This is a genomic window from Chryseobacterium ginsenosidimutans (assembly GCF_039536845.1).
GTDB lineage: Bacteria > Bacteroidota > Bacteroidia > Flavobacteriales > Weeksellaceae > Chryseobacterium > Chryseobacterium ginsenosidimutans_B.
The window spans coordinates 1-20,105 of the sequence record NZ_BAAAZJ010000006.1; the positions used below are offsets into that span (position 1 = coordinate 1).

A 20,105-nucleotide genomic window follows, 5' to 3' on the forward strand; every position below is an offset into this window, starting at 1 on the left:
TATAATCGGGAAAACTGAATGTCAAAAGATTTAAAACTGAATGTCAAAAAATATTAACTTTACAAAAAAAACATGCCTCGATACATTATCAAACTCAAAGAGTATTATCTTGAATGGTCATCCGTTGTTGACGCTCCTGTAACTCATGGTATGACTTTAATAGAATTTAAAAAATACTATAAGAAAAAATACGGTAGTAATAGCATGCAAAATTTAGAAGAGCGCCTAAAAAGAGTTGAAAAAAACGGCACTTCATGTCAGTTAGGTGATACTATAAAAGATTTCATTTCTACTAATAGAGCAGGAAATAGAGGCGGGAAATTGTCAGAAAAAGATTTGATAAAAAATTATTGCTTATCAAAAAACGCACCTATTTGAGTGCGTTTTTTTAAATATGGTTTAAAGTCTATTTAAACGCTTTTTAAATTATTAGAATTTATTACTGTTTACCGTAATATTATTTAAATATTTTAACGAACTTTGTCTCATGAGAAAATTTATCTGTTTTTTAGGCTTTCATAATTGGATTTATACATCAAAAGATAATAGATCGTGTCCCTGTTGTGGAAAAAAACAACAATTTATAAATGAAGGAGCTGTAAACGGAATGGGAGATTTTGCATATTGGATTGACAACTAAAATTATATACTAGGCTCACGTTTGGTAAGTCTACAAAACAGATATTAACCAACTATAAGAAATCATTTTTCTACCAATAGTTGTTTCATGAATAGCGTCTCCAGTATCAAATTCAGATTTTAAATTATCATTCCCATCATTAAGAAGCCAACCGTGAACGGTTGCAACTTTATTCACTCCAGCAATAGTAGGTAAAGCAGCATTCATCGCTTTCCATTTCTGATAGGCTACATCACCATTTACGCTACCCCACAGATTTATAAACCTTTGTTTACATGGTAACATTTCACCAGCAACAATTATAGCTGTAGGTGAATCAGTCCTAATTATTGCGAAATAATCTTTCAAAGCCTGAATAGTAATTTCCGTAGAAGGCGAACCCGTTCCAAGATCATTTAACCCAATTTGAACGAATACGAAATTCGCCGAGCTTCGAATAGATGAACTCAACGCATTCCAATGTGATACCTGTTGAGCGATCGTTTCTCCTGGTACTGCAATATTTGTTACTGTTCCTGAAAATTTTAAAATATCAGCAATTGCAGTACCACCAGCAAAAGCAGCAATTGTACTATCACCCGAAATAATTGCATTACCCGTTAAGATATTACTATTGAAATTAAACATTTTCACATCACCAATTTTTGACAATTTAGCCTGTTCACTTCCTGTTCCCGTTAAACCTCCTACGATTTGACTTGCGTCTATTTGAACATTTGGAATTTTGTATAAATCACTCCCTCCATCAGAAGAAACCACTCTAAATGAAAAACTTTGAATATTTTCGTTATGTTGATTAACTCTCGCAAATTTAGCTCCATTTGGTGCTAAAAAGTTTCGTTGTAGCGATGCATCATTTGCATCACCTGAAAAACCAATAACATTATGATTAATATCATACCAAATTACAGCAGTACCTGAACTTTTAAAAGTATAATACTTATTTGCTTCTACCGCTATATAATTTGAAGAATAATTAAAAGTTGACAAACTCCCTAAACTACCATCAGGTTTTAAATACTGACCACTTATCCATGTACATGAAGCATAATTTGCCAACTCAACATATAGAATACTAACACCGTCAATATCACTTAATTTAATAACTCCTTTTTTTACAACAAGTTCACCTGTCAATGGCTTATGCTGAAATGAAAATGAATTTTTGTTAGTCGTTAATATATTTATCCTTGCAAATTTAGCTCCGATTGGCGCAATAAATGGTCTTTCCATAACTACAGCATCCATGGGATTTCCTGAAGAACCTATTACATTTTGATTAATATCATACCAAATTATAGACGTTCCCGAATTAGCGAAAATATATGTGTCACCCGCTATCACTGTAATATAGTTTGTTATTCTAGAAAATGTATTTACAGATGATCCTATAGAACCATCCGGATTATAATATGAGGCATCAACCCATGTGCATGAATTATAAGAGGCGACGATTTCTGTTTTTGTTGTAATCAATAAATTTACTTTATCATCATACCTTTCTGCAATTTGTTTTCCTCCTTGAGCTTCCGTTTCAGTTGTTGGATCAAATACCGCTGAAACTACTGTACCTCCAACAACTTGTGTCGTATTTTTTTTAGCCACTCCATTACTAACACTAAACTGCACCAAATTTGACACTAATTCCGCCGAAGTCACTTCAATCGGATTACTCGAAGCATCAATAAAATGGATATAAGTTCCTGCTGTTTTTACATCCCATTTTTCATACAATCCGTTTGGATAAGTACCAGGATCGTAAGGCGTAGGAGATGAAGCCGGAAACGCCTCTCCTTTGATTCCTGAAACAACAGTCGACACCGCGTCCTCAAAAGCCGATAAGAGCGTGTTTTGAACGCTTAAATCTAATTTATTATCCAATGTATTCTGTAAGGTTTTAACCGCTGAAATATCTATTAAATCGTCTTTATGCCAGTATGAATCCATCCAGTTATAAAAAGCTTCCTGAGTGGGTTTTAATCCTTTAGCGAATAAAGCTCTTAAATTTATTTTTGAAATTTTCATGTATTTTATTTTTTAAAGATGATGTAATCAAGACTAAGACTTTGAATAATTGGCGATACTTCTCTGAAGGAAACATCAAAACCATTCAATGTTTTGTTTGTTATCGATGCCATAACATCGTTATTGCTGTTGTAGTCTCCAACATAATTGATTGCCGTAAATACAACATAATCGGTGGTTTCTAAAGGAACAGTAAATGTTATTTTATAAAGATCATCGCCTCCGGCTGTATTTCCGGACGTGTTCATTAATTGAATTGTGTAACCAGCTCCCGAGTAAGTCCAACCCACTGTTTTGCCGTTGATATCGCCGATAAAAATATTTCCTTTACGCATATAACCTATGGCATTGGTTAGATCATCAATTTTATTATTTAGCATGGTCGACAATGCAGATATCTGATCAGGTAAATTTATCAATACAGGTACTCTCTTGAAGTCATCCCAATTATACGCCCCTGGAGAAAACCCGAAGGTTGCATATCTGTAAGTTTCAAAAGGTTTCAAATTCCCGTCTTCAAACTGAATAGAGGTAATTTCTTCTTTAATAATTACCGTTGTCTGTTTTACAGCTCCTTTGAATTCCAGTGTCTCATTGCCAATCACTACATATCCATCGGTAACCGTAGTTCCCAAATCTTCACAACCCGATAAAATCGCTTTATCACCTGCCATTTTTGCAACACCTGTAAAAATCGAATATGCGTCCTGAAGACCGGATAATGTTTCTGTAACCAATTTCAGACCTCCTGTCTGATTAAAATCAAATGTTTTCATCAACTAATATTTTATAACGTTTTCCGGCAAGCTTGTAAAAGTTCACCATTGCTTTAATTTCTATCTGATAATTTTGCAGTTCACCGGGGATTATCACCGTAAAATCAATTCCATTTCCTTCAGTCTCCGAATTGGTATAAATTATCATTTCACCTAACCATTCCGGCTTTTGTTCCGCATCCGTATAGATATATTTAGGTTTTTTCAAAACGCCTTCTACAATCTGAATTCTACGCTGATAATCAAAGGTGTCGTTAAGTATTTTTCGAAGCTTACAAACCTGCGAATTATGTTTTACTTTGGTTAATGATACGTTCCTGTTTGTTATTAACAAATTGTTGATATCAACAATCTCTGAAGCTGCCAATGCTAAAAATGAGCTTAACCGACTTTTTCGTAAAAAAGTGGGTAAAAGTTTTAGCACTAAATTTTGAGCATTAAGATTATACCACATATTCTATCTCGCTATTTTCAAAATCAATTTCAAAATAACCACTGACAGGTATTTTTGAAATTTCAATATTTTCAAATGTTCCATAATCACCGACAACAGCGTCAATCCACGCTGTTTTTGCCACTATTAAATGAGGATTGACAACGCCGTCAATAATCTGCAATCTGTCAACAAGACTATTGAGAACCAATTCTCCGTTAAATGGTAATTCCTTCATGAATTTTAAAAGCGCGTCTTTTATTGGCTCATTACCATTTAATATTGACACTCCATTAGAATCTATCACATTGGGATCACGCTTTATTTTTAAAAATAATTGTAATTTATCCGGAAGAAAATTAATAACTGTTGTCTGAACACCCGCATCTTTAACCTCAGATAAGTAAAATTCAAAAGCGAGTTTCTGTTCATCGGTAATAGGCTGTAAAACACCGCCCGTTTCAGTCGCTATTTTTATAATTAACCGGCTTTGGTCATCACTTTCGGTAACCGCAGAATATTTGATGATTTTTGATGATTCAATCTGGTCATCAGTAAAACCATTATTATTAAACTGGTCATCATCGACAATAAGAGAAAATCCGTACTGAAATTTTAAAGCCATGTTTCTATACCATCTCGATGAATGCGGCTTTTCCTCCTCAATTAATACTGAAATTTCTTTTTTATACTGGTCAAAAATTTGCTCATGTACAAAAATTCCGAATGCGAAAATCCATAAAATAAGATTCCATATTGCCACTTTAGATGTCGAATTTAAAATATCTAAAGCGGGATAAGTTGTCTTTTTTTCTAAAAGAGAATTGTATATTTCGTCTATTGTTCTCATCCTACTGTAAATTCTGTTTCAATTTCCCAATATCCGACTCCGGACAATGGTTTTACTTCAATTATATCTGTTATCATTTCAGTTGCAGGGCTTAATATTTGCGTATTGGTAATTTTGGGAACATCTAAAATCATATCAGCGCTTAATGGTTCGGAAATACTCATATTATTTAAATATGCAATATCAAAAGCGGTCAAAGGATCTCCTGTATATTGGATGGCGATATCCAAAAAAGACTGATTATGTAAGACCTGTACTTTCATTGTGATTTTCCGCTCAATTGTTTATATTTTTTCAGTTCCTCAGTAAGATTCTCAACCTTTCGCTCAAGCTCATGGATAGTCTCTGTAGCTTCTGTAAATTTTTTAATTACTTCCTGCTTTTCAATTTCTGACTTCTGTAGTGCCGAAATAGCTTTTTCAAGCCTGACGCCTAAATCATCAACGAGTTTTTGATAATACAGTAACCCTTTGTCGAAATTTTCAATCTGAACGCCTTCCACATCAACATTTGCTCTTTTCCTTCCGAAAAACCAACCCCCGAAACCACTGGCTAATGTTGCTAAAAAAGCTCCGGCATTATCTAATAATATCTGTTTCATTATAATATTTGTAATTGTTATTTGTATTTTCCACTGATATCAATTCCTTTTTCAGTTATACTTAAATTTTCCAGTTGAAAGCCGTCAGCATCTAACTGTACTCTGATTTCGCGATCTAAAAACCTGTCTATAACTCCATTTTTTGCAGAAAGAATATCACATCCGGCTTCAGGATTTTTTTTAAATTCTCCCGGCTTTGCTAATAACAAAAGTTCAACAGACTGCTCCTGACTGTCTCCTATAACAAAATCGCCGTTTTTAATCTGAAGATCGTAATCCTCTGTTAATAATAAATCTTCCATTATGTAATTTTCCCTAATGTTAATGGACTTCCGGGATTTCCGCAAATTCCCGTTACCGTAGCATTCGCCAACAGAGCTTTAACTATTTCATAGATGGCATCTACCAAATTATCTAAAGATTCATCTGCTGATGTTGTATTGTTGCGAGCCAGTAATAATTTTGCTTTTATATTGGCTTTTACCTGAGTTTCATTTAAAGGCATTTTAAAACTATTTTAAAAATTGATTAAACCTTGTTTCAAGAGCTGCAAATTCGGGATCGGTTAATAACTGTATTGTAACCCCGGAGTTTGTCTGAAACTTCATATTTCTACACGCCTGAATAAAATCACTCATTAATTTTTTAAGCGTCTCATTTTCTTTTTTTAAGAGAAATCCGTCTTTATCTATGCTCAGTTCAACCCCTTCAATTTTCAGTTTCATTTGTACAAGTTCAGAAGCACTTACCACAACTGCAATTACTTTTGTGACAAAAACTACGCAGACAAGTGATCCTGTTTTAGGTTCCAGATACAAACATCCGTTTTCATCATCCGTAACCAAATAGGCGTCAAATATTTCAGAACTCCCATCCAATGGTTTTAAATCGGCTGTTTTATTTTCCGCATCAACTGAAGTGACTTCGCATATTTTAGCGTAAATCTCATCGCCATTGCTTGCCAGTTTTTGTATAATTTCTTTCATTTTAAACTAAGCGGCTGTCCTAATTCTATTTTTTGTCGATAGCCGGACATTCCGAAAGTGGTTTCATTTTTTTTAACTAAATAAACTCCGCTATTTGTGTCACTGGCTGTTATATCAATCATATCACATTTATAAATTTCGGGCTGACCGAAAGTTTCAAAACTTCCTTTAAAACCACTTTGTTTATATCTGTCCAAAGCCTGCTGAGCATATTTTTTCAGTTCCGCTTCTGATATCCCGTCTATTCTTATTTTGATTACATCGCCATCTTTGTCACCGATTTCGATGGCTGTTTTTTTATGTTTTGCGTTAAAGGTCTGCGCCTCAACTCTTGCGCGTATATCCGCTTTGTCTCTGTATTCAAAATCTTCTGTAATAAGATTTTTACTATACATTATTTTAACTTTTTTTCTGTTGTCTGCCGGATAAGCTAATCCGACATATAAAACACTTTGGTCATTTATCCTTCTGAAATAAGAACTTAACATCTGTTTTTCTTTAAGTTCCTGAAGCTCTTCGGCTACCGTTGGTTTTGTTATTCTCCAATTACCAACCATCAGACTTTTATCTATCAGCTCATATTTTACACCCGTTCCGTCCAGTAAATATTTTAGAATATCATTGAGCGAAGCTTTTTTAAATGCTTTTGGCTTTGCTGATTGTGTCTTCAATAAAAACATCCCGTCTTCACATTTTATCGTAATAGGTACTTTCGCGTCTACACTTCGGACATACCCTGAAAAACGAACCTGTAGGTTATTGTCATAACCGAGCTTTACGGTAATTTTATCACCTCTTTTTACGGGAGGTTTACCGTTTTCTGTGACAGCCTGTTCCCATTTTATTTTTTTAGGAAGCTTCAGTTCACACGTATCTGTCAGATTCGAAATATCTTCTACAATTTGACATTCTGAAACCGCAGTAAAACGCCAGGTCTTATCACCTTCAATTGTAATTTCACTACGCAATTTTAACATCTTAATCGAGTTTTAATTTGATTTCGTAAGGCTCATCACTGAGCATTATTATTTGAATTGCCTGCCTGTTACTGTGCGTTTCCTGTGTTAAATAAAAACTTTTCACAACGACAGACCTGACTTTAAAAATTTCTAAAAAATCAGACTGAACACTCAGCGTTTCAGGCAGGTTTAATATTTTCTGAAGTTCTTTCACTTTATCAATCGGATATTCTAAGCTCGCGCCCGTATCATCTCCTTCCTGATAATTATTAATGGCTGCATCGACGGTTATGGAATAATCACCATCGGAAATATATTCCTTTATCGTTCCGTTTCTTCCCTGTAATGCCGTAGCAACAATGTTTTTTTCCTGATTTACAGTGATAATACATTCAATAAATTCAAATTCATAAGTGGTTTTTGATTCTACATCAGTATATCTTAATACTAATGAGGTCAGCCATGATCTGCCCTCAAGATCTTTTAACTCCTGAAACTCCGGGTTTCCTTCATTTCCAATAGTATCAGACACTTTAAACGGTGTTGCGGTCTGCATTCCAAAGCGATATGCGAGGTTAACGGCTGCACCTCTTACAGTCTGCTCAGGATTCGGAAAACTAAATTTTATAAGTTCCATAATTATTCTGCTAATGTGAAATCTGCTGAAGCTGTTAATAAGGCTTCCTGTACCATTTGTTTAATAGATTCCTTACTCATTGTGGAACCGTTTTGATTATAAATATTCAGATTTTCAACCAGCTTTGTAATGTTTAGGTTTCTTACTTTATTCCCTGAATCTCCATCACCTTTTTTCTTCTTTTTTTCGGCGGCATCTGCTCCAAATGTTGTTTGTTTCATTGGAGTTCCTTTGCCAACATCAAAAATTGATTTATGATCGTCTTTCGGCGGTTGCGGTTCTGTTTCTTTAGTTTTATTTTCTTCCTGGTGATCCTTATCGAAACTTGCAGCTCCTTTTTTCTCACCCTCTTTATAAGCTACCGATATATCTTTTGTGCCTTCAGAAGAAAACAGTTTATTCCAAAGGTCTTTTATCGGTTTTAAAATACCTGACAGTTTATTCATGATTTTATCCAACAATTCTGTGATCCATTTCCATATCCCGCTAAAGGCTTCGCGAATCGGATTGATGAAAGTTTCATAAATCCAGGTGGCAAAGCTTCCGAAAGTTTGTTTTATCCAGTTCCACACTTTGGAAACTATATCCATAATCCATTGAAAAACTGATTTTACAGCATTCCAAATAGATAAAAAGGCAGATTTATAAACATTATAAATAAATCCGGCAACGGGTTTTATTACTGAATTCCAAACCCATGAAATAGCATCTCCAATTCCGCTGACGACTATTTTTAAAACCTCCCATATAGAAAGGAATATCGATTTATAGATATTAAAAATAAATCCCGCGATGGGTTTTAAAACAAGATTCCAAAGCCGGGTTACAAATACACCGATATTATAAAATACCGCTTTACCGGCTTCCCAAACGCCGAAAAGGATTTCACGAAATCTTTTTGAATGATCCCATAATAATTTGATGGCAGCAATTACAACAACGATACCCGCCAAAATCCATCCAATAAGAGGAATATTCATAATAGCAAGCGAAAAACCATCTACTGCAAACGCAGCCTTAATAAATGCACCCGTAATTGAATTAACCGTAGAAGCATAAATCCGGTTAATTATAGCACCGATACCCCTAACTGTTGTGTTTTCCACTTCTACTGCCGTGTTTACCTGAGTAGCTGCTGTCTGAGTTAATAATCTTGGCAGGAGTGCTTCTATAATAGATTTTACAGCCATATAAGAATTTGCAAGCTCACCCGCCGTTTTAAAAGCGGTCATGGTGTGCTGTATATAAGGAATATAGGCTTCGGTAGCATTAAATATTGAAATCTTCCAATCGTTAATAACTGCTTTTGCACGATTCATTTTTTCCTCATAACTTCCCATAATAATACCTGCCTGATCGACCGCAGAATTAGTATCTTTCATTTGTTTTGCCAAGCTGTCTGCATAATCAGCTCCCTGAATCATTGCGATACCCGCTGCCATGTTTTCTTTTCCGAAAACTTTAGTCATTAAAGCCGTGTCACCCTGAATTTTTCTCAAAGTTCTTAATCTGTCCGTTAAAGGAATAGAGGCGTTTGCCAAATAACTTGTACTGATCCCTGCGGCTTTTAATCCCGCCGTTGCATCTTTTGAAGCAAAACGCCCTTCTGATAGAGTGGTTAAAACATTTCTAAGTGCGACACCGCCCTCACTTCCTTTTTTTCCTGATTTGTCTAATAACTGAATTTGGGCATTTGTTTCAATAAATGAAAGTCCTGTTGTTTTCGCAACCATTCCGACCTGTTCCAAAGCGGACTGAATTTGCGGAAGTTCGGCAGAACCCGCCTGCGCACCGGCAGACATTACATTCATCATATCCGCCATAATCTTTGCCGCTGCAATAGGATCTTTTGTCGATACACCGAACTGATTCATCGAGGTTGTCAGTACATTAGTAGCAGCAACGGTATCACCTTTCATTTGTTTTGAAAGGATGTTAACGTTATCTCCCATCATTTTCATTGCTTCAGAACTTTTGGCAATTTCCGGGCTTAGCTGTGATAGGATCAGTTTATAAGATTCGACATTATCTGAAGCATCGGTTCCGAAAGTTTTAGCGGTACTCCGCGCAGCCATCTCAATATCTTTCAATCCCTTTCCTGTAACTCCGGTAATGGCAGAAAGTTCAGCCATATTTGAATTTAAAGAAACACCGGGCGCAATAAGATTATCAAGCTGGTTTTTTAGGGTGCTGATGCCTTCAGAAGCGAGGTTAACGGCTAACAAAGCCTTATAGCAATCACCAAATGCTCTTGTCGTTTTCTGTACTGAATCCTGAATGCCGCCTAATCCAACATTGATCTGGGGAAAAACCTGACCATTATTAGATGAGAAATTAATATTATATGTAGCGGTATTCGTTGACATTCAGTAACTTTGTTTAAAAGTTTTTGGTATGAGAATTTTAGGTTACAGGATCACCCGTTTAGGATGGCTGTTTTTAATCAGTTTATTGATATCACTTATCAATCCTGTATCTTTTGCAGTTTGCGCAGGAATTTGGATGTTTATTGGTATTATTAATTTGGGAAACACGATTAATAAAGAGAACCGTTAAGTCCCGAAATAAGCCTGAAAAATTTCCGCCTGATTTTCAAGACGCCATTTTTCAAGCCATTGGGCTTGTGCATGTAATTTACTCCACTCGCTTAACTGTAGGGTTTCCGGATCAACATTGAAATTTGAACGGATTAATGCGTCCGCTTTCCAACGTTCGTTTTCTGAATGCTCGCCTTCCAGCGAGCTTACAAGTTTTTTACGGATGTACTGAAGGAATTCATGTGATTAGCCACACATTCAACCGACTTTAATTTTAAAAAATCTCTTGTTTCGATTTCCGGATCTGCTTTAATAATGCAGTTATCATAAAGTGCCTTTGTGCCTCTGATCTCGTTATTTTTTGCAATAGAGCCCGTCGCTTCCAGAGTTTTAAAATCCGGTTCTTTGAATATGGCATTGTACTCCGTTTCACCTTGTTTAACGGTTCCTACAATTAGAAATCCGTGTTTTGTTTTTAGTTCCATTATTTCGGTTTCGTTTAAACCGCAGATACTTTGATTTTCCATTTTTAATTTTTAAATTGATTTATCTACAATATGCGAGATGATAAGCTCAAGCTCAATCTCTTTACTCATGTCACCTTCTTTCCAGTCAAATGCAGATTTTTTAAATTCACAGTTTTTTAGAATATGAGTAACAATAGGACCCGCTTCCGGCTGATAACTTACCGTCACAGAGAAAGGTGCAATTCTAAATAACTGACCCTTTGGCGCGCTTGATTTCAAAGCCATTACGGTTCCTAAAAGAAGTGTTACGGAAGCTGTCGATTTTACTCTTCCATATCCACGGCTTACAGGGTTTCGACCTGCTCCGTAAATATTTTCCTTTTCCATTTCTTCATCGTACTTTATCGCTCTGATTCCGGTAACCGGAACCCCGCCAATATTTACTACGATATCAGCCCAGCCGTATTCACGCCCGTTGATAAGTGGTTCTAATTCTATAGCCATTTTTAATTAATTTGTAAGGTTAAACCGATTTTAACAGTGATTTCACGAAGAGTACCCACAGGAACAATTTTTGAAACGATTTCAAGTTTTGAATTTCTCAGTACTGCCTGATTGGGATTAATGTAATTTTTGTAACCGCTGATCTCGCCGTCTCTTACCATCTGGTCTAAAACATCGTCGCATAATGCTTCCAGTGCGCTGACCGTTGAAGGATCAAGATATCCTGTATCAGGATCAACATAGGCAGGTGATGAGATTTTAGGAAGTAAAGCTTTATAAATTCCTCGAATACCTTTGTCAATAGCCCTGTTGTTTTCGATATAAGCATAATCGCTCTCTAAAGTGGTCGCCGTAAAACTGTCATTAAAATACGTCCCGGTACTACCTGTATATTTAATACCAAACAAATAACCTTTGTCTGAAATTGCCTGTAATTGCAGCGGTGTATAATCACTTATCAAAGAACCGTCGCAGAAGCCTGAAACGTCCATTTCACGAGCCATTTCCACATTATTGGTCATAGTTTTAGGATATGCAGTAGAAACAAGGTTTTGTTTTTCAACCCATCCGATTGATTCGTGTACTCTCGCTTTGGAAACCGCCCCTAATGTTGTTCCTATACAGGAAATTGAAGGGGTTGCAGTAGATAAATATTTTCCGCGTCCTCCGCCATCCTGTCCGATTACAACGCTTACACGGTCATATTCATGTGTGTGCAGGTCAGGCAGTGCAGCCATATCCGCAGATACAATTTTAATGGAAAATAAAAGGCTTAACGGAATATTCAGATTACTTAAATCAACCGCAAGTTGATTAAGAGTCGCTAATCTCGTCACCAAATTGGTAATTACCGTTGTGAAATCGCATACAGCAAGCTGACGCAGTTCACCACCTGCATAATTTTGCAGTGTTTTTACTTCTGTATAGGTTCCGTCCGAATCCTCTACACTTTGTACATATAATTTCGCACCCGGATTAATCCTGAAAAACTCTGAAACATGATAATGCAGAACAGGATTTGAAATTGCAGTAATATCGTTATTGTCCAGATCATCAATTGACAGAACTATCATTGGAGCAAGATCAGCCTCTCCATAGACAATAAGTCCGGAGATGTGATCGCTACCCGCTAAAGTACGGGACAGACCGCCGTTGCCTCTTATAAATTTTATTCCGTTCATTATTGATCGTTTTTAAGTTCTGTAACTAATTTTTCGCCTTTTTCAATGGCTTCTGATAGTTGTTGTTTTGTAAATTCTTCAGATGGAACTTCCCCGAATTTTACCTGATAATCTGCCTGTAACTGTTGTTTAGGCGTTAATTTGACGTCCTGACTTGAAGTGGTTTCAGCTTTTTTTGTAAGTCCATCTGTAAGAAACTGCTCCGTAACAACTACAATATCTTCAGCACCTTTTTCGATAACTTCCTGAACTTTCGTTCTAGCATCATCGGGAGTGGTTTTTAACATTTCAGCTTGAAGGCTGTCGGCAGAAGGTGATAATTGATTAATTTCCAATTCAACCGTTTTTCCTTCCTGATTTGTTACAGATTCTTTTTCGACAGAATCTCTGGTTACTTTTTTTACATTTTTATCCGTTAAGGTTTTAGCGTGATTAAGAGCCGAATTTTGTGAGAAAAAGGCAGTATCATCAGATGTTTTATAATAAAGATCAACCTTTGGGTTTTCTGAAAAAATATTATCCATTGTATTATTATTAAGTGTTATTTTTTGATTTTTAGAACGATCCCTATAGCGATCAGAACCAAACTAATTGCTCCAATCCACATAAGGGTTTTTTGATACCATTTAAAGGGTTTTTCAATGTAAACAGGCGGTGAAATTTCTTTCGTTTTTTCAGTTATATATTTCTCTCGCCACTGCTTAAATAATTCTTGGGCACGCGTCTCGCAATTGACTGTTAATAAGCCATTCTGTAAATTGACTTTAGGAATTCCCAAGTATTTTCCGGGTTTATTTTTAGGTAACTTTTCCTGTTTATTATTAGTCTGAAAATACCCCCGATCCTCATTAGAGACTAAAACAGGTTTTCCGTTTACGCATTCCACATAAGCATTATAAAAAGAGCTGTCAGCTTCTATTTTATAAATAGTGTCTTTTACAACTTCCGTAATGGTTTTTGTGTTTTCGATAACCATTGGCTCTGAAGGCTTCCTGCTTATACAGGAAACCAAAGCCAATGCAATAAAAAATACACAAATTATGACAACATTATTTTTCATTATTGATAGTTTAAATAGCCTTTAATTGTATTTCTCAGGCGTTTTTTTCTTAGAACTTTTATTCCTTCACGGCTACCGGCGTCATTGGTATTTCCTTCTATGGTATATATATATTGGGTGTCGAAATTCTCAACGAGACCGGTGTGACCGTTTCCCTTACCAAAGTCCATGATAAACACGGAACCAATGGAGGGAATTGAAGATTTTATTTTTTTGTCAGCTTTATTCCAGGCGGCAAGAACACCGCCTGTTTTAATTGCTGTATTTGGAACTTTTAAATTCTTTGAAGATTCAGAGAAACACCAATAAACAAATGCCATACACCACGCCGCAGGAAAAGCAATTCCAACACTAGACAGGTAAGTTTTTACCGGTTCGCCCCAATTTGAGCCGGGCGGGTTTTCTTGTTTCCCAATTTGCGTGAGAGCAACTTGCAGGGCTTTTTCTGATAATTTCATAACCTACAATATTGCTGCACAGTCTTGATTTTGGAAGCGTGTAGCCACAAAATAATGACGGTAATTCATTCTGTTTGTTTGATTTTCAGGATCGTTTTCCGCTTTGGCGAAATACTGTTTTGTTGTTCCTGTCTTTTTGGCAATATTTGTTTTCACAAACATAATAGACGCCTGTCTGTCACCTGCACCCGGAATAGATCCGTAAGCCTTTTTAACTTTTGTTGCAACGGTGTAGTAAGGATTTCCTCCGTATTTATGAAGTTCAAAACCTGCAATCATAGGATTTGGTTTTCCTTTCACATAATCGATTAACTGATTTCCGAAATTCTTACGATCTAATAACAGGTCATTCCAGTGGTTTTCACACAGAACCAACCTTCTGTCATCTTCCGCAACTCCTGCGGTATCACAAGCAGATTTTAAAGACACTAAGTCTTCATAAGTTAATCTTAAACGACCGGAAGGATCAGCCAACGCATCTGCTCCGCCAGTTGCCAGGATAACCGGCATTTTAGCATTGGTGGAGTCAGCCGGAGCAATAGAGTGAATAGCTTTTTTATACTTCCCTTTTGAAATCGAATTCGTATGTGCTTTTGTTACCGAGTCGATTTTATCGTAAGAAGAGCCTTTTACAGCATCATCAGTTACGGTTACTACTTTTGTCTGGTATTTATCCAACGTAATTTCGACAGTTCCGTCACTATAAACCTGTGCTGCGATTGGATAAGTTGTATTGTTGATTAATACATCTACATCAAAATCAGTTGTAGCAACATAGATTTTATTCATTTCGGTTGCATCCCCTTCATTAATAACAGACACGTCTGCATCCAGTTCGGGAATACCGTCTAAAAAAGTTGCTGCGGTATTTTTATCAATGTTACGGATAACACGTTTTAACCATATTTCAGGATAATTTGATGGCATTTTATATAATTTTTAGGGTTATGCAAATAATTTTTTGTACTCTTCAGGATTTTCGTTTTTCCAAGTCCATCTCTGATCTTCGGAAAGGGTTTGGAATTTTTCTTCCGTCATAGGCTCGCCGTTTCCACCCGGTGTTTTTACTCCGGCAGATAAATCCACTTTTTTAGGGAAACTTTCTAAAGTAGCTTTTGCCAATTCAAGATTTTGAGCAGCCAAATCGATGAAAGTTTGTTTTTTATCGGCTGTAATTCTGCCTTCCTGTACCGCAAGAGTTACCATAGTTTCGATTTCCTGAGTTTTTTTCAGTTTATCGGCGTCCTGATATGCTTGTAATTCTCTTTTTACTTTTTCAAGTTCCAAAGCATTTTTATCATTCTCATTTTTTAATGTTAGAATAGCTTTGTCCAGTTCCGGCTCTTCTACGGTTTGAGTAGTTTGCGCAAATCCTAAAGCAGCAAAAGCCATTAGTGATAATTGGATTTTTTTCATTGTTGAATCGTTATTATTAATTGGGTTATTGATTTCCGGTTCTTGGGATTTCCCGAATGACAGGCAAAGTGTTTTTATTTCGCCTTCTGACATACGGTTTCCGTTTTGATGATATAATGCAATAGAATTAGCATTGGATGGAACCGCTACGATAGAAACCTCCATCAGTTCACATTTTGTAAGGATCAGATCGCCGTTTTCGTTTTTTGTGAAATCGGCTTCATCAAAAAGAATTCCCATAGAACAGCCTTTAAGCGTTCCTGATTCTACCTGCCTTACTAATTCTTCATAGCTTTTAGTGTCGAATTTGGGAGTACCTGAAAGCGTTCCGCTTCCTGCTTGTATATCTTCCCAAATCCCCAATACAGAGCCCGTCCAATTCCAGTGGTCGGCAAGGCATACAGGATTTTGTGAAAACCTTCGGATATCAATTCCCGAGGTAAGAATGTAAAAGCCGTAAGAATTTTTTACGGACTCATCATTAAAAACAAATCTTCTTTTTTCTGACATTTCGTTTAATCAGTTTTGCAATATTTTCTTAAAAAAAAACCGCCCGATCTGTGAGCGGTTTTATTCTGTTTAATCATTTTTAGGTTAAAACTTTGTTTTCATTTTTTTAAGATTTTATCGCTTGTTTAGATCACAAAATTGCGTGTGTTTTCACCGAAAAAAAACTAGTTGTCAGATGTTCAGACAGCTTTGTCAGACTGGCTTACAAAGCTGTACGACAGGTTTACAAATGCTTTTTTTTAGGCTTCATTCAGGGGAATTTTGTTCATAAAATTTTAGGCAAAACGATGGCAAGAAATACCCGAGAGGAAGAAAAAAGACTACAGGAATTAGCTGAAACAATATATCTTTCAGACGATAGCCTTACGCAAAAAGATGTAGCCGATAAAGTTGGTATTACTGAAAAAACACTTGGTAAGTGGGTGATAAAATTCGGATGGTCTGAAAAAAGAAAATCACTTTTAGTCACAAAAAAAAATCAATTGGTTATTATGTATAATCAATTGGAAAAACTTAATGAGGAGATAAGAACCCGAAAGATTGTTTATGATGTTCCTTTATGGTTACAAAAGCCGATAAAGTTAAAACAGGCTGACGGAACGGAAAAACTAGAGTTCCAAAAATACAATGAACAGGATTACCCTGTAAAAATAGGCAATACGCCCACCTCAAAAGAGGCGGATATTATTTCAAAGACCACATCTTCCATTAAAAGACTTGAAACAGAAACCAATACCGGAGAGATTATCGAAACCGGAATTGCTTTTTTGACTTTTATCAAACCTCACAACCTCGAATTTGCGAAGCAGTTTTCAGGATATTTCGACAGTTTCATTCAAACCAAAATCAAATAAATGGACAGAAAAACAGGACAATTATTAGAGGTTTGGAAACAACACTCTGACAATCTTTTCAGAGAAGACGCTTTGATATTAGACGAATCTCCTATTGATAAGAAAAAAAGGATTGCACATTTAGAAGCCAATCCGGAGGAGTGGAAGAAATTTTATTTTTCAAAATTTTATACTGCCGAGCCGGCTGAGTTCCATTTAGACGCTTCAAAAAAAATCCTTAAAAATCCGGAGTATTATATCGTTTTATCCTGGTCGAGAGAACTTGCCAAATCTACCCGGACGATGATGGATGTTATCTATTTAGTAATGACCAGGAGAAAGAAAAACATTCTTTTGGTTTCTTATTCCTCAGATAACGCGGAAATGCTTCTTAAACCGTATAAAAACGTATTTGAGCAGAACGAAAGGCTTAAAAGCGATTACGGCGATCAGTTTAATTTCGGGAACTGGAAGGAAAAGAAATTTGTTCTTAATAACGGTGCATCCTTCAGGGCAATTGGAAAAGGAGAATCTCCGAGAGGGGCAAAGAATGACGAAGCAAGACCGGACGTGATTCTGATTGATGATATTGATACGGACGAAGAATGCAGAAATCCGGACAGGATAAAAGATTCTGTCAACTGGATTGAACAGGCGCTTATTCCTACCAGATCTATTTCCGAACCATTGCTCATTATTGCCTGCGGGAACATTATCGCCGCTTACTGCTGTATTACCGAAATGGCAAAAAGAGCGGATCACCACGATATTATTAATATCCGGGATAAAAACGGGGTATCTAGCTGGCCGCAGAAAAATACGGAGGCGCATATTGACAGGGTTTTATCTCTGATTTCGTGGGCTTCGTCTCAAAAAGAATACTTCAACAACCCAATTATTGAAGGCGATACGTTTAAGGAGATCATTTGGGATTACTGCCCTAAGATTACAGACTGTGACGAGGTTTTAGTTTATTCCGATCCTGCAACATCGAACAAAGATAAGGCAGTGAGAAAAACTCAGCCGTCCTCAAAATTTGTTGGAGTAATCGGGCGGAGGAAACTCAAATATTATATTTATACGTGTTGGCTTGATGTGATGAATAATTCAAAATTCATCGATGCCGTTTTTGAAGCTGATAACTATTTAAAATCCAATGATGCAGACACATATAAAAATTATATTGAAAATAACTCGCTGCAAGATCCTTTCTACGAACAGGTTTTATTACCACTGATAAGGCAAAAAGCTGAAGACTCTGGCAACCTCCCACCGATTACACCGGACACACGGAAAAAGCCTGAAAAGTTTATCCGAGTAGAGGGAACATTAGAACCTATAAACCGACTGGGAAATTTGATTATGAATAAAAGAGAACAAAACAATCCCAATATGCGGAGACTTGAAGCGCAGTTTTTTGGAGTATCACCTAATGCAAAACAGATAGATGGTCCCGATGGTGTAGAGGGTGGAGTATGGATTCTGCAAAGACGCAGTTTTAGTTATCAAAATGATTATCGCTCAGGACAACGAGCTAACCGAAAATATTAATATTATGGCATTTTTAGAAATAGAGGACATGGGAACAGCAATTTACGATTATCAGGTCGAACAGATTGCAGACGGCAATGATGAAGCAATGCCGGACGCAATTGCCGCTGCTATCGAAGAAGTACGTTCATATCTTACCCAAAACGACAGAAAAGAGTATAGTGATGGAAGACCACATTATGACGTCGAAAAAATATTTTCCAAAACCGGAACAGAGCGGAACTCTTTATTACTGCAAAAAACAAAAACGATTGCAAAGTTTCACTTTATAGACCTGTGTAACGCTGATATTCTTTATGACAGGGCGCAAAAGAACTATGACAGGGCAATAACCTATCTCGTAAAACTTGCAAAAGGAGATGTTACAATTTCAGGGCTTGACCTGATAGAAGAGAATCCGGAAGAAACGGAGGATGATGTATTGCCATACAGAAGCGGATCACGCAAAAAATTTAATCACGAATAATTATGAGATTTCCCAATATAGGTGACTGGTTTAGCCTGAAAGATAAACCTGTTGAAAACAAAACAACAAAACCCGTTTTTAGCATCGCTCCAAAATCTATTTCAAGGGTGCGTAAAGATATTGCAGACTGGAATAAAGCACTTCAAATGGCTATGTTAGATGAAAATCCGAAAACATGGTCACTTTACAATTTACTGGATGAGATCATGCAGGATGCTCTCTTGAAATCGCAGACCGAAAATAGGCGCAACAAATCACTAAAACAACCATTTACTATTGTCGGAAAGGACGGAAAAATCAATCAGGAAATAACAGATTTACTACAAAATCAGATTTTCGTTAATGAGATTAACACCGAAATTTTAAATACAAAATATTTAAAGCATTCACTCGGGCAATGGGTGTATGCTGACGGCAGACTTAAATTTCAGTTAATCCCGCGACAGAATGTTGATCCGGTCAATGGATTGGTTTATCAGGATTACACTGAAGATAAGTTTATAAAATATCGTGAGCTTTCAGAATATAGAGTTTGGGTTTTAGAATTTGGTGACACTACATTAAGTGCTGATTTTGGATTAATCAATGCTGTAGTTCCGCATGTATTATTTAAAAGATTTGCACAGTCATGTTGGTCAGAATTATGCGAAATTTATGGCATTCCTCCGCGAGTAATGAAAACCAACACTCAGGACAAAAGAATGTTGAACCGTGCTGAAACTATGATGAAAGATATGGGTGCAGCGGCATACTTCATTATCGATGAATCTGAAAAATTTGAATGGGCTCAGGGAGTACAGACAAACGGAGATGTTTATAAAAATATGATTCAGTTATGTAATAATGAGATTTCAATGCCAATTTCCGGAGCAATTATCGGACAGGATACCAAGAACGGCTCTAACTCCAAAGAAGTAGCATCACAAAGTATGTTAGATGATTTGGTAGAGGCAGATGTATCTCTGCTAGAACAGGAGTGGAACAGTAAAGTTTTGATTTCGTTACAACTTATAGGCTTTATTCCGCAGGGAGAATATTATTACAGATACGATAAAGCGGAGGATTTAGATAAACTTTTTAGCTATACAAAAGACCTTTTAAACGCAGGAAAAGAAGTGGACGACAAATGGATCACTGATAAATTTGGCGTTCCTATCAAAGGCGACAGGCAACAAACGGCACAAAAAATGTCGGCAAATTTTTTCGATTAGGGGC

General features: G+C 36.5%; 26 protein-coding genes. 6 read left to right on the forward strand and 20 right to left on the reverse strand.

Features of this window, described 5'->3' with window-relative positions; translation table 11 throughout:
• The first annotated feature begins 72 nt into the window (after positions 1-72).
• Positions 73-378, forward strand: coding sequence for a hypothetical protein (locus tag ABD745_RS08055; RefSeq protein WP_344827843.1), 306 nt, complete (start codon positions 73-75; stop codon positions 376-378).
• A 292-nt stretch (positions 379-670) separates the two neighbouring features.
• On the opposite strand, the gene ABD745_RS08060 is transcribed toward ABD745_RS08055, so the two are convergent.
• The 12 genes from ABD745_RS08060 to ABD745_RS08115 are packed head-to-tail and all read right to left on the reverse strand — an operon-like array spanning position 671 to position 10,273.
• Complete coding sequence (locus tag ABD745_RS08060; RefSeq protein ID WP_344827846.1) at positions 671-2,665, reverse strand: SGNH/GDSL hydrolase family protein; 1,995 nt, start codon at positions 2,663-2,665, stop codon at positions 671-673.
• A 5-nt stretch (positions 2,666-2,670) separates the two neighbouring features.
• Positions 2,671-3,441, reverse strand: a complete 771-nt coding sequence (locus tag ABD745_RS08065) for a hypothetical protein (protein WP_344827849.1) — start codon at positions 3,439-3,441, stop codon at positions 2,671-2,673.
• Entirely contained in the window at positions 3,428-3,895 is a 468-nt protein-coding gene (locus ABD745_RS08070) for a hypothetical protein (RefSeq protein ID WP_344827852.1), read from the reverse strand. Before ABD745_RS08070 ends, ABD745_RS08065 begins: the two co-directional genes overlap by 14 nt.
• A complete protein-coding gene (locus ABD745_RS08075) occupies positions 3,885-4,724 on the reverse strand; it encodes a nucleotidyltransferase (RefSeq protein WP_344827855.1) in 840 nt (279 codons plus the stop codon). Before ABD745_RS08075 ends, ABD745_RS08070 begins: the two co-directional genes overlap by 11 nt.
• On the reverse strand, positions 4,721-4,987 hold the full coding sequence (locus tag ABD745_RS08080) for a hypothetical protein (protein ID WP_344827858.1): 267 nt from the start codon (positions 4,985-4,987) through the stop codon (positions 4,721-4,723). Before ABD745_RS08080 ends, ABD745_RS08075 begins: the two co-directional genes overlap by 4 nt.
• Positions 4,984-5,325, reverse strand: coding sequence for a hypothetical protein (locus ABD745_RS08085; protein ID WP_344827861.1), 342 nt, complete (start codon positions 5,323-5,325; stop codon positions 4,984-4,986). The genes ABD745_RS08080 and ABD745_RS08085 overlap by 4 nt, the downstream gene beginning before the upstream one ends.
• 17 nt (positions 5,326-5,342) lie before the next feature.
• Positions 5,343-5,627, reverse strand: coding sequence for a hypothetical protein (locus ABD745_RS08090; RefSeq protein ID WP_344827864.1), 285 nt, complete (start codon positions 5,625-5,627; stop codon positions 5,343-5,345).
• Positions 5,627-5,830 carry a hypothetical protein gene (locus tag ABD745_RS08095; RefSeq protein ID WP_344827866.1) on the reverse strand — a complete coding sequence of 68 codons (204 nt, stop codon included), beginning with the start codon at positions 5,828-5,830 and terminating at the stop codon, positions 5,627-5,629. Before ABD745_RS08095 ends, ABD745_RS08090 begins: the two co-directional genes overlap by 1 nt.
• 7 nt (positions 5,831-5,837) lie before the next feature.
• Positions 5,838-6,311, reverse strand: a complete 474-nt coding sequence (locus ABD745_RS08100) for a hypothetical protein (RefSeq protein ID WP_344827869.1) — start codon at positions 6,309-6,311, stop codon at positions 5,838-5,840.
• On the reverse strand, positions 6,308-7,288 hold the full coding sequence (locus ABD745_RS08105) for a hypothetical protein (RefSeq protein WP_344827871.1): 981 nt from the start codon (positions 7,286-7,288) through the stop codon (positions 6,308-6,310). Before ABD745_RS08105 ends, ABD745_RS08100 begins: the two co-directional genes overlap by 4 nt.
• A 1-nt stretch (position 7,289) precedes the next feature.
• Positions 7,290-7,907 carry a DUF6046 domain-containing protein gene (locus tag ABD745_RS08110; RefSeq protein ID WP_344827874.1) on the reverse strand — a complete coding sequence of 206 codons (618 nt, stop codon included), beginning with the start codon at positions 7,905-7,907 and terminating at the stop codon, positions 7,290-7,292.
• Positions 7,908-7,909: 2 nt separating this feature from the next.
• Positions 7,910-10,273: a phage tail tape measure protein gene (locus ABD745_RS08115; protein WP_344827877.1), complete on the reverse strand. Its 2,364-nt coding sequence runs from the start codon at positions 10,271-10,273 to the stop codon at positions 7,910-7,912.
• A 28-nt stretch (positions 10,274-10,301) separates the two neighbouring features.
• On the opposite strand from ABD745_RS08115, the gene ABD745_RS08120 reads away from it, so the two are divergent.
• Positions 10,302-10,463: a hypothetical protein gene (locus ABD745_RS08120; RefSeq protein WP_344827879.1), complete on the forward strand. Its 162-nt coding sequence runs from the start codon at positions 10,302-10,304 to the stop codon at positions 10,461-10,463.
• A gap of 187 nt (positions 10,464-10,650) precedes the next feature.
• Here ABD745_RS08120 and ABD745_RS08125 read toward each other — a convergent pair whose 3' ends face one another.
• The 8 genes from ABD745_RS08125 to ABD745_RS08160 are packed head-to-tail and all read right to left on the reverse strand — an operon-like array spanning position 10,651 to position 16,040.
• Positions 10,651-10,971, reverse strand: a complete 321-nt coding sequence (locus ABD745_RS08125; RefSeq protein ID WP_344827882.1) for a hypothetical protein — start codon at positions 10,969-10,971, stop codon at positions 10,651-10,653.
• A 9-nt stretch (positions 10,972-10,980) separates the two neighbouring features.
• The gene (locus ABD745_RS08130) at positions 10,981-11,415 is read right to left on the reverse strand and encodes a hypothetical protein (protein ID WP_344827884.1); all 435 of its coding nucleotides are present in this window, start codon (positions 11,413-11,415) and stop codon (positions 10,981-10,983) included.
• Between the two features lie 2 nt (positions 11,416-11,417).
• Positions 11,418-12,596, reverse strand: a complete 1,179-nt coding sequence (locus ABD745_RS08135; protein ID WP_344827887.1) for a DUF2586 family protein — start codon at positions 12,594-12,596, stop codon at positions 11,418-11,420.
• A complete protein-coding gene (locus ABD745_RS08140; RefSeq protein ID WP_344827889.1) occupies positions 12,596-13,120 on the reverse strand; it encodes a hypothetical protein in 525 nt (174 codons plus the stop codon). The genes ABD745_RS08135 and ABD745_RS08140 overlap by 1 nt, the downstream gene beginning before the upstream one ends.
• 17 nt (positions 13,121-13,137) lie before the next feature.
• The gene (locus tag ABD745_RS08145; protein WP_344827892.1) at positions 13,138-13,656 is read right to left on the reverse strand and encodes a hypothetical protein; all 519 of its coding nucleotides are present in this window, start codon (positions 13,654-13,656) and stop codon (positions 13,138-13,140) included.
• Positions 13,656-14,114, reverse strand: a complete 459-nt coding sequence (locus ABD745_RS08150) for a CHAP domain-containing protein (RefSeq protein WP_344827895.1) — start codon at positions 14,112-14,114, stop codon at positions 13,656-13,658. The genes ABD745_RS08145 and ABD745_RS08150 overlap by 1 nt, the downstream gene beginning before the upstream one ends.
• 3 nt (positions 14,115-14,117) lie before the next feature.
• Positions 14,118-15,041 carry a phage major capsid protein gene (locus ABD745_RS08155; RefSeq protein WP_344827897.1) on the reverse strand — a complete coding sequence of 308 codons (924 nt, stop codon included), beginning with the start codon at positions 15,039-15,041 and terminating at the stop codon, positions 14,118-14,120.
• 18 nt (positions 15,042-15,059) lie between these two features.
• Positions 15,060-16,040, reverse strand: a complete 981-nt coding sequence (locus ABD745_RS08160) for an HK97 family phage prohead protease (protein ID WP_344827900.1) — start codon at positions 16,038-16,040, stop codon at positions 15,060-15,062.
• Positions 16,041-16,327: 287 nt separating this feature from the next.
• Between ABD745_RS08160 and ABD745_RS08165 the strand changes: the two genes are divergently transcribed.
• Genes ABD745_RS08165 through ABD745_RS08180 form a run of 4 tightly spaced genes read left to right on the forward strand, consistent with a single transcriptional unit; the run spans position 16,328 to position 20,101 of the window.
• Positions 16,328-16,894 (forward strand): hypothetical protein, encoded by a 567-nt coding sequence (locus tag ABD745_RS08165; RefSeq protein WP_344827902.1) that lies wholly within the window; start codon positions 16,328-16,330, stop codon positions 16,892-16,894.
• Positions 16,895-18,424 carry a hypothetical protein gene (locus ABD745_RS08170; RefSeq protein WP_344827905.1) on the forward strand — a complete coding sequence of 510 codons (1,530 nt, stop codon included), beginning with the start codon at positions 16,895-16,897 and terminating at the stop codon, positions 18,422-18,424. It begins immediately after the preceding gene.
• Positions 18,425-18,428: 4 nt separating this feature from the next.
• Positions 18,429-18,890 (forward strand): hypothetical protein, encoded by a 462-nt coding sequence (locus tag ABD745_RS08175; RefSeq protein ID WP_344827908.1) that lies wholly within the window; start codon positions 18,429-18,431, stop codon positions 18,888-18,890.
• Positions 18,891-18,892: 2 nt separating this feature from the next.
• Positions 18,893-20,101: a phage portal protein family protein gene (locus ABD745_RS08180; RefSeq protein ID WP_344827910.1), complete on the forward strand. Its 1,209-nt coding sequence runs from the start codon at positions 18,893-18,895 to the stop codon at positions 20,099-20,101.
• Positions 20,102-20,105: the final 4 nt, after the last annotated feature.